Here is a 9,457-nt window from a genome sequence, read left to right on the forward strand (position 1 = left end):
TGATCGCGGAACTCTCCGTTAAAATTGGCGACTTCTTACGCGTATATCAAAATTGACATAGAAACCGGTAGTCGTTGTCAAAATAACGCCGGATGTCATCGATGCCGTATTTGAGCATGGCGATTCGCTCAACCCCCATGCCAAAGGCAAACCCGGTGTAGCGGCTGGTATCGTAGCCGACATTTTCAAACACGGCCGGATGAACCATACCGGACCCCAACACCTCCAGCCAGCCGGTTTGGGAACAAACCCGGCATCCCTTGCCCCGGCAGATCACACAGCGGATATCCACTTCGGCACTGGGCTCGGTGAAGGGAAAAAAGCTGGGGCGAAAGCGCAAGGTGGTCTGATCATCGAACATCTGATGAACGAAGGCCGTCAGGGTTCCCTTGAGGTCGGCAAAGGAAACCTTATGATCCACCAGGAGTCCCTCCACCTGATGAAACATCGGCGTATGGGTCAGGTCGGAGTCGCAACGATAGACCTTGCCCGGAGCGATGATCCGTACCGGCGGCTGTCGCTTTTCCATCACCCGCGGCTGGGTGGGAGAGGTATGTGTGCGCAAGACCACACTGTCCGATACGTAAAAGGTATCCTGCATGTCCCGGGCAGGGTGGTTCTTGGGAATATTCAGCGCCTCGAAATTGTAATAGTCCGTCTCCACCTCGGGGCCTTCGACCACATCGAAACCCATCTGGGCGAAAATGCTGCAAATGCGGTTCGTAATCTGGGTAATCGGATGAAGGGAACCTTTTTCCGGTGCCCGTCCGGGCAGAGAGACATCGATTCGATCGGCGGGTTTCCGGGTCGTACGGGCCAGCCGCTCGAGGGTAACCTTGATTTCGGTTTCCAGAAGCCCTTTGATCTCGTTGGCTCTTTTGCCCGCCTGGGGCCGTTCCTCGGCCGGAAGACTGGAGATGCTCCGCAAAAATTGGGTGATATACCCCTTCCGACCGAGATATTGGATCGAAATATCGTTCACCCCGTCCGCATCGGCGGCCTCGGCAAGCGCCGCTTGGGCATCGGCATATATCCGTTCTATGGTATTTTCCACGCTCGTCGCTCTACAGCTTTCTGGATTATCCCCCTCTTTCCGAACCGCTTGGGCCGAGCGGAAAGAGAGGGGTGTCGCTTTTGTCTGAAAAAGGGAAGAAGGCGGCGGAGGGTACCGATGGAGCGGCACGCGCCGCGATCGGTTGATCCGGGCTAGCCCTGCTGTGCCGCCAGGGCGGCAATCTGGGAAAAGCCCGCGGGATCGGAAATGGCGAGTTCGGCAAGCACCTTTCGGTCGAGACTCACATCGGCCTTCTTGAGACCGGCGATAAATCGACTGTAGGAGAGGTCGTTCATCCGCGCCGCGGCATTGATACGGGCGATCCACAGCCGCCGGAACTGGCGTTTGCGTTGTTTGCGGTCCCGGAAGGCGTAATTCAGTGCCCGATCGACCGTATCGGCCGCGGTTCGGAACAGTTTGCTGTGCCCGCCACGGAAACCCTTGGCCAGTTTCAAGACTTTCTTACGGCGTCTGCGCGCCTTGTATCCTCGTTTGATTCGCATGGTCTTATCTCCTTGGCAGCAGGGGCGGTGTACCGGCAGCATCCCATCCATCGTCAACCATCAAAAGGGAAGACCGCCTCGGCAAGCACCTGCCATAAAGTAAATGGTTCTGCCGCCCGTTACCCATTGGGCAACAGCAGCCTGATTTCTCGCATATCGCTCTTTTTGATCAATTGCATCTTTTTCAGTGAGCGCTTCCGCTTCCGTGTCTTGGTGGTCAAGATATGACTGTGATGCGACTTGGAAAACGAGTATCCACCGGAACCGGTTTTTTTAAACCGTTTGGCAGCCGCCCGGTTGGTTTTAATTTTCGGCATGGTTTCTCTCCTTGAACAAAAAATAGATTATTCTGCTGAATGTGCATCTCTCAACAAGCGGCCTCCGAGTCGACATGGCAGGAGATGAATTCCCGTGTTCATTCACCAGCCGGCTTTCAAAAACCGATGGCGCGAACGAAAACATGCGTTCACGCCAGCTGAATAAACGGCTTATTCTATGCGCAGGTCGATTCCCCGTCCTTCGTTTGGCGGCCCGTCCGGCCCGACACGGTTATTTGGGTGCCAGAACCATCATCATCGTCCGCCCCTCGAACTTGGGGTATTGTTCAACAACGGCAATCTCTTCGAGTGCTGTCGCAATCTGCTGCAACAGATCCCTGCCGCGTTCTGAAAGCGTAATTTCGCGACCCCGAAACATCACAGTCACCTTGACCTTATCCTTGCGCTCAATGAATTTACGGATATGTCCCATTTTCGTCTCAAGATCATGGTCACCGGTCTTTGGCCGGACCTTGATTTCCTTGATCTGAAAAGTGGTCTGCTTCTTCTTGGCTTCCTGCTGTTTCTTGGTCTGCTCGTACTTGAACCGCCCATAGTCCATGATCTTGCACACCGGCGGTTTCGCGGTCGGCGAAATCTCGACAAGGTCCAGACCGTAGTCATTGGCCTTGGCCAATGCTTGATGAATCGGAAGAATACCGACCTGGTTGCCTTCCGGATCAATCAAACGGACTTCCCGCACACGGATACCTTGATTGATCCGTGTGGTATCGGGGCGGCTCCTATTCATCATCTGTGTATTTCTAGGACCAGCTATGCGTTCACCTCCTGAAGCCCTATGCTTGGTGTTACAGGCCTGCCGACCACCGGCAAGTCCTATCGAATCCCCAGGCGAATCCCCGATGGATTCGTAAAAATCCTATACTAAACTTTATTCCAATATATGACGGTTTCGTCAAATGCAAGCAAAAAATGGGAAAGCCCCAGACCGGAATGCGGTCTGGGGCTTTTTATCAGCAGGCATCAACAACCCGGATCAATACATGTCGTCACCCGCCGGCGACATGGCCGAGTCACCCTTTTTCTTCTCGGGCTTATCGGCGATCATGGCTTCGGTCGTGAGCATGAGGCCGGCGACCGAGGCGGCATTCTGCAAGGCAAAGCGCACGACCTTGGTCGGATCGATAATACCGGCCGCCAGCAGGTTTTCATACTCTTCGGTGGCGGCGTTGAAGCCGAAATCATCTTTCCCTTCAAGCACCTTGTTGACCACCACGGACCCTTCAAGGCCGGCATTGCCGACGATCTGGCGCAATGGTTCCTGCAGGGCGCGTTTCAGGATCTTGACACCGGCTTTGACTTCACCCTTGGCCTCGAGCGCGTCCAGCGCGGCGATGCAACGCAGCAGAGCAACGCCACCACCGGGCACGACCCCCTCTTCCACGGCGGCACGGGTGGCGTTGAGGGCGTCTTCCAGGCGGGCTTTTTTCTCTTTCATCTCGACTTCGGTGTGGGCACCGATGTTGATCACGGCAACGCCGCCAATCAATTTAGCCAAACGTTCCTGAAGTTTCTCACGATCGTAATCGGACTTGGTTTCCTCAATCTGGGCACGGATCTGCTTGACACGGCCTTCAATGTCCGATTTGGTCCCCGCACCGTCGACGATGGTGGTGTTGTCCTTATCGATTTTGATCGTACGACATTTTCCAAGCGCATCGATCGTGACGGTTTCCAGTTTGATGCCCAGATCCTCGGAAACCACCTGGCCGCCGGTGAGGATGGCGATATCCTCGAGCATGGCCTTGCGGCGATCACCGAAACCCGGCGCCTTGACGGCCGCCACCTTGAGGGTACCCCGCAGCTTGTTGACGATCAGGGTCGCCAAGGCTTCACCGTCGACATCTTCGGCGATGATCATCAGCGGCTTGCCGGAACGGGCCACGGATTCCAGCAGCGGAACCATGTCCTTCATGTTGGAAACCTTCTTTTCGTTGATCAAGATGAAAGGCTCTTCCAATTCGGCAATCATCTTTTCGGTGTTGGTCACGAAATAGGGAGAAATATAGCCCCGGTCAAACTGCATCCCCTCGACGACATCCAAGGTGGTATCCGTGCCCTTGGCCTCCTCGACGGTGATGACGCCTTCCTTGCCCACTTTTTCCATGGCCTCGGAGATCAATCGGCCCACGGTTTCGTCGTTGTTGGCGGAAATGGCCCCGACCTGTTCGATCTCCGTGCGATCCTTGGTCGGCTTGGAAAGTTGCTTCAGCGCCTCGATCACGGCGACCGTTCCCATGTCGATCCCGCGTTTGACCGCCATGGGATTGGCACCGGCGGCCACCAACTTCTGCCCCTCGGTGTAAATGGCCTGCGCCAGCACCGTTGCCGTGGTGGTGCCGTCACCGGCCACATCACTGGTCTTGCTGGCCACCTCCTTGACCATCTGGGCGCCCATGTTCTCAAACTTGTCGGTGATCTCGATCTCCTTGGCCACCGTCACACCATCCTTGGTCACCAACGGCGAACCGAAAGACTTGTCCAGGACGACATTATTGCCCTTGGGGCCCAACGTCACCTTCACCGCATTGGCCAAGGTATTGACGCCCTTGAGCATTGCCTCGCGGGCACTCGAACTGTAAACAATCTTCTTTGCAGCCATTATTCGTCTCCTCCTGATTATTCGATCACCCCAAGAATGTCGTCTTCACGCATGAAAAGATGTTCGACGCCGTCGATCTTGATCTCGGTACCGGCGTATTTTGAGAAAAGCACCCGGTCGCCGACCTTCAATTCCATGGGTACCCGGTTGCCCTTTTCGTCCAGCTTACCCGGGCCTGCGGCAACCACCTTGCCTTCCATGGGTTTTTCCTTGGCCGTGTCCGGAATAATGATTCCGCCAGCGGTCTTCTGCTCTCCTTCGGTGCGAACCACGAGAATTCTGTCGTTCAACGGTTTGACGTTCATTGTTTCCTCCTGTGTTGCCATCTTGCGCTTTGAATTTAAAATGGATTGAGCGGAGTGGCGACCCCACGACCCAAGGTCACACCCGTGGACCATCGGGCGCTCGCGCATCAATTGTAGTGGAAAGCATGCAGGATGTCGTCTGTTTAAAGATAGGCAAATTTAAAGCGGAAATGGGCATTGTCAAGTACCGTCAAAGCAGTTTTATTAATTATAAAAACAATTGGTTGTAAGGCAGTCTACGAAAAGCGGGGTCGGATCGGCAAAACGGTTGGTATCAAAACGGATTGATGCCAAAACGGATCGATGCGTTTATTTTGCCTCGGACCGTAGCGAATCCTTGATGGCCGTTTTGTTCAGATGATATTTGTGCATCAGCTTGTTCAACTGGCGGGGGCCCACGCGGCTTCGGCGGCTGAGGCGTTGATCCGCCCCCGGTTCCGGACCAAAAGGTCCTGGAGGTAGCGCCGCTCAATCGCCTCAAGGCCGTTTCTTCTCACCTCGGCGAGTGTGGCGGGCATTGCCGTGACGATATCGGCCGGAAACGTATGATCCTCGAACAATTCCGATGGGAAGCTGTCCGGTGTCATGATCGGCGAGGATTCGAGGATGTAGGCCCGTTCCATGAGATTCTCCAGTTCGCGGATGTTGCCCGGCCAGTCATAATGCATCAGGGCCGCCATGACATCGGCACGGACGCCTTGGATGCGTTTATTGTTGAACTGGTTGAACTTCTTCAGAAAGGCCTCGACAAAAAACGGGATGTCTTCCTTGCGTTCATGCAGTTGCGGAATCGTGATGGGGAACACGTTCAAGCGGTAGTAAAGATCCTTGCGGAACTGTCCGGCATCGCACATCTGCTTCAGGTCGCTGTTCGAGGCGGCAATCACGCGGACATTGGCCGTCAATGCCTGATCGCCCCCCACCCGCTGGTAGAGTCCCTCTTGCAAAACCATGAGCAGCTTGACCTGGGCCGCCATGGAAATGGTGCCGATCTCATCGAGGAAAATCGTACCGCCGAAGGCCACTTCGAACTTGCCCGGCTTGCGGCGATGGGCGCCGGTAAACGATCCCTTCTCATGACCGAAGAGCTCGCTCTCGATCAGCGTATCCGGGATAGCGCCGCAATGCACGCTGATAAAGGGGCCATATTTGCGGTTGCTGTTGCGGTGGATCCGTTTGGCCATGAAGCTCTTCCCCGTGCCCGTTTCCCCCAACAGCAGCACGGTGGTCTTCGTGGGTCCGACGGACATCACGTTCGCGTAGACTTTCCTCATGATCGGACTGAGGGTTTGGGTAATATCCAGGGCGTCGTCCTGCCACAACCGTTCCCGCAGGTAGGCCAGCTCGGATTGCTGGGGACGCTCCCTGGAAATTTCATCGAGAACGAACCGAACCTCTTCGGAATCAATGGGTTCGGCAATGTAGTTGCTGGCCCCGTTTTTCATGTAGCTGACCGCCTGGCGAATCTCGCTGCCAGGGGCGATGATGATAATGGCCATCATCGGCCGCAGCTGCCGGATCTGAGCGATCAAGGCCCTGGGTTCGAGTGATCCGTCGATGGCGGCGGCGAGTTCTTCCAACCGGGGAATGTCGATGAACAGGCCGTCAAAGGGAATGGTTTTCAGACTTCCCCATAATTGTGCGGGAGAATCGGCAACATGGGTTTTGCAGGTGCCGGCGAGAATACGCTGGACCGTGTCCAGCGTTCGCTGATGTCGGGCGGATATAACAATGGTATCCATGGGTTCGTGACAAATCCGTTGCAACCAAGCGTTCCGGTCGATGACCGGCGGTGGTGGGGCATCGCCAACCGGCCTGGCGGCCGGCGATCAATATCATCGGCTTTGTCACATAACTCGTTTAAAAACAACCTAAATTTAATCTATCAGGTATTCCCCATGGCCTTCTCATGGGCCTCGCGGCGGATCTTGCAGGCGATGCAATAACGGGTCACCGGCCTGGCCCGCAAGCGTTCCATGGCAATGGGTTCTTCGCAGTCCTCGCAAATCCCATAGGTACCGTCTTCAATGGCCTGCAGGCACTCTCCGATCTTTTTGATCAAACGGCTTTCCCGACTGCGGATCCGAAAAATATTGTTTTGGGACAACTCCTGGGTCGCCTGATCCACCGGGTCCGCCGAATTGTCGGCGGACGCGCCCACCAGCGTCCACACGGTCTCTTCCGCCTTTTCAAGCAGTTGGACAAGTTCTACTTCCAGCAATCGACGGAACGCGTCAAGATCTTTTTGTTCCATGGGTTTCCTGGGATCATGCAATGGATTGCCGCGCCTCTGGTCGGCCGATCATTCTTCCACGGACGCGCTATCCAGCAGTTCATATTTTTTGATGTTGATGGCCCGGTGAACCTTCTTGCCGACCTTGACCATTCCCACGGCGCGGATGGGTTTTTGGACCAGATCAAGAAAGCGCTCGCTGTTTTCAATCACATATTCCTCGTCATCGGTCGCGGAAAGCGACACCTCAAGCACCCGATCCGCTTCGTCCCATGCCGAGGGGGTAACAATGCCAGCTAAGGTTTGCATGGAGGCGGTGACTTTCTTCTTCATGATCTCTCCTGTCATATCAGGGGAATCCGCGACCGGATGCGATCCGGATCCCCCCCATAACGCATATTCCTTGTTCCTTTGGGCGAGCCCCAGTTGCTAAGGCTGGCGTTTAATAATGGCCTGCCTCATCCCAAGCAAACATTGCGCCAATTTTATTTATTTAATATATATTGGTAGGTTATGCGCATCACCGGCATAAAAATCGGAACTCCAAGATCTGATTTGTTTCCGAACCCGGATCCAAAACGCCCGCCGTGATGATCTTCACCGGCGGCCCAGGGAAAAATCTCAAGATTGACGCCCGGATACGACCGCTACCCCAAGCGCAAAACCAGAACCCGGTGTTCCGATTGTAGTCGATGGCGAACCCAGCCGGTCAAAAACAAGGGGTTCATATGATGTGAACAAGGGAAGAAAAGAGAAACTGGTGGGCAACGATGAAAACGGGGGGTGGAAAATCCAGCACATGGATCACAGCTGGAACCCGCCCCCCGATTTGGATAGACGGGGTTGGAATGTATCTGGGCGTATCCGCCGCGCGATATCATGCGGCCCGGCGGCTACGCGCAACGCCTTGTCGGCTAAACGCGACCGCCCATGGAGCCCGGCGGTTCATTGCGGGAAGTTGTCCAAGAGGGCGTTCGCTCGGCAGGTGTATCATATTCCACTCCGGAAAGGTTGATGGCCTTTTGGCGATCCTTTTCACCGTCGGCCGCAAGGTCTCGACACTCACCTTCACAACGACCGTTGATATCTCGTGATGGCATATTTTGCATGGGATTTTCCTCCTATATCCATTATCGATCTTATTGGTTATCAATGTTATTGGTTTTGATCCGACTGCCGTTGCCCATCAGCAACAACAGCACGAATAACTGACCGTGTTGCAACAAGGATCCACGTAGCAGCCACAGTCGTCAATGACGTAACAGCAGTCGCTGTCGCGCTCATCTTCCGTGGATCCCGCTTCATCTATTTTAGAGATCCCGCATTCATTTTCATCCATTGGATTGCCTCCTTAAATGTGTCATCCGGCGGACGTCCCGCAATGAATAACGATGGACGATCGCCAAATGCTTTCTATTTACACAATTGTTGTGCCGAAAGCCCATAGCGCCAAAATAAAATTGAATTTCAAATGATTACAATCTGTTTGATCAGGTTTTAAACTCAATGGATTGAGGGACTCAAAATTCAGAGAGAAGCATCAGCGGATTGGGATAGCAGCATGTGCGTGGCACTGCCCAGAAAAAGCTCGGCCGCCTCGGCTTCAGTTTCGGAAAGGGTCGGATGCGGATGAACGATCAGGGCCATATCCTCGCTCAAGGCGCCCATCTCAATGGCCAACACGGCCTCGGCAATCAGTCCTTCGGCATTTCGACCGGTCATGCCGGCACCCAGGACACGCCCGCTTTCCGGGTCGACCACCAGCTTGGTCAGGCCGTCGGGAAGGCCCAGGGTGGTGGCGCGGCCCGAGAATTTCCAGGGGAAGCGCCGGATCTTCACCGTCCGGCCTTGCCGACGGGCCTCCGCCTCGGTCAATCCGCACCAGGCGATCTGCGGATCGGTATAGACCACCGCCGGAATGGCCCGCACGTCAAAGGCCGACGCCTTCCCGGCGATGGTTTCGGCGGCCACCTTGCCCTCCCGGGTGGCCTTGTGGGCCAGCATCATACCGCCGACGACATCTCCGACGGCATAGATATGCGCAATGTTGGTACGCTGCTGGGCATCCACGAGGATGAATCCCCGCGCATCCATCCGCACCCCGGCCTGATCGAGGTCCAATTCCCGGCAAGCGGGTCGGCGTCCAATGGCCACCAGCACCCGGTCGTAGGACGACGGATCGCTTCCTTGGGGCCCGTTGTCAAAGGTGACCCCGACCCGGTCGGCATGCGCCTCCATGCGGCGCACCTGGGTTTCCCAGCGAATGGTGGCAAAGCTCTTTTCCAAGCGTCGTTTCAGGGGGGCCACCAGGTCTTCGTCCACGCCGGGAAGCAAACGGTCGCCGGCTTCCACCAAGTCCACCCGGCTGCCCAGGGCGGCGTAGACCGAACCCAGCTCCAGCCCCACGTATCCCCCGCCAACC

11 protein-coding genes are annotated in these 9,457 nt (G+C 55.6%); all 11 read right to left on the reverse strand.

Annotation, left to right across the window (positions count from 1 at the left end):
* Positions 1–46: 46 nt before the first annotated feature.
* Positions 47–1,054, reverse strand: a complete 1,008-nt coding sequence (gene pheS, locus JCM12296_RS02520; RefSeq protein WP_054689422.1) for a phenylalanine--tRNA ligase subunit alpha — start codon at positions 1,052–1,054, stop codon at positions 47–49.
* 152 nt (positions 1,055–1,206) lie between these two features.
* A complete protein-coding gene (rplT, locus tag JCM12296_RS02525; protein WP_054689424.1) occupies positions 1,207–1,557 on the reverse strand; it encodes a 50S ribosomal protein L20 in 351 nt (116 codons plus the stop codon).
* Between the two features lie 119 nt (positions 1,558–1,676).
* Positions 1,677–1,874 carry a 50S ribosomal protein L35 gene (gene rpmI / locus JCM12296_RS02530; RefSeq protein ID WP_054689426.1) on the reverse strand — a complete coding sequence of 66 codons (198 nt, stop codon included), beginning with the start codon at positions 1,872–1,874 and terminating at the stop codon, positions 1,677–1,679.
* A gap of 232 nt (positions 1,875–2,106) precedes the next feature.
* On the reverse strand, positions 2,107–2,628 hold the full coding sequence (gene infC, locus JCM12296_RS02535) for a translation initiation factor IF-3 (protein ID WP_054689428.1): 522 nt from the start codon (positions 2,626–2,628) through the stop codon (positions 2,107–2,109).
* 243 nt (positions 2,629–2,871) lie between these two features.
* Positions 2,872–4,497, reverse strand: a complete 1,626-nt coding sequence (gene groL, locus JCM12296_RS02540) for a chaperonin GroEL (RefSeq protein WP_054689430.1) — start codon at positions 4,495–4,497, stop codon at positions 2,872–2,874.
* A 17-nt stretch (positions 4,498–4,514) separates the two neighbouring features.
* Positions 4,515–4,802: a co-chaperone GroES gene (groES, locus tag JCM12296_RS02545; RefSeq protein ID WP_054689431.1), complete on the reverse strand. Its 288-nt coding sequence runs from the start codon at positions 4,800–4,802 to the stop codon at positions 4,515–4,517.
* A 380-nt stretch (positions 4,803–5,182) separates the two neighbouring features.
* Positions 5,183–6,544: a sigma-54-dependent transcriptional regulator gene (locus tag JCM12296_RS02550; protein ID WP_054689433.1), complete on the reverse strand. Its 1,362-nt coding sequence runs from the start codon at positions 6,542–6,544 to the stop codon at positions 5,183–5,185.
* Positions 6,545–6,687: 143 nt separating this feature from the next.
* Entirely contained in the window at positions 6,688–7,056 is a 369-nt protein-coding gene (locus JCM12296_RS02555; RefSeq protein WP_054689435.1) for a TraR/DksA family transcriptional regulator, read from the reverse strand.
* A 48-nt stretch (positions 7,057–7,104) separates the two neighbouring features.
* Entirely contained in the window at positions 7,105–7,368 is a 264-nt protein-coding gene (locus tag JCM12296_RS02560; RefSeq protein WP_054689436.1) for a hypothetical protein, read from the reverse strand.
* A gap of 853 nt (positions 7,369–8,221) precedes the next feature.
* On the reverse strand, positions 8,222–8,374 hold the full coding sequence (locus JCM12296_RS37780) for a hypothetical protein (protein WP_157067318.1): 153 nt from the start codon (positions 8,372–8,374) through the stop codon (positions 8,222–8,224).
* A 188-nt stretch (positions 8,375–8,562) separates the two neighbouring features.
* A partial coding sequence (locus tag JCM12296_RS02565; protein WP_172683737.1) for a dihydrolipoyl dehydrogenase family protein occupies positions 8,563–9,457 on the reverse strand: 895 nt, incomplete at its 5' end.

Source organism: Desulfosarcina cetonica JCM 12296, assembly GCF_001311845.1.
In the GTDB taxonomy this organism is placed as follows: Bacteria; Desulfobacterota; Desulfobacteria; order Desulfobacterales; family Desulfosarcinaceae; genus Desulfosarcina; species Desulfosarcina cetonica.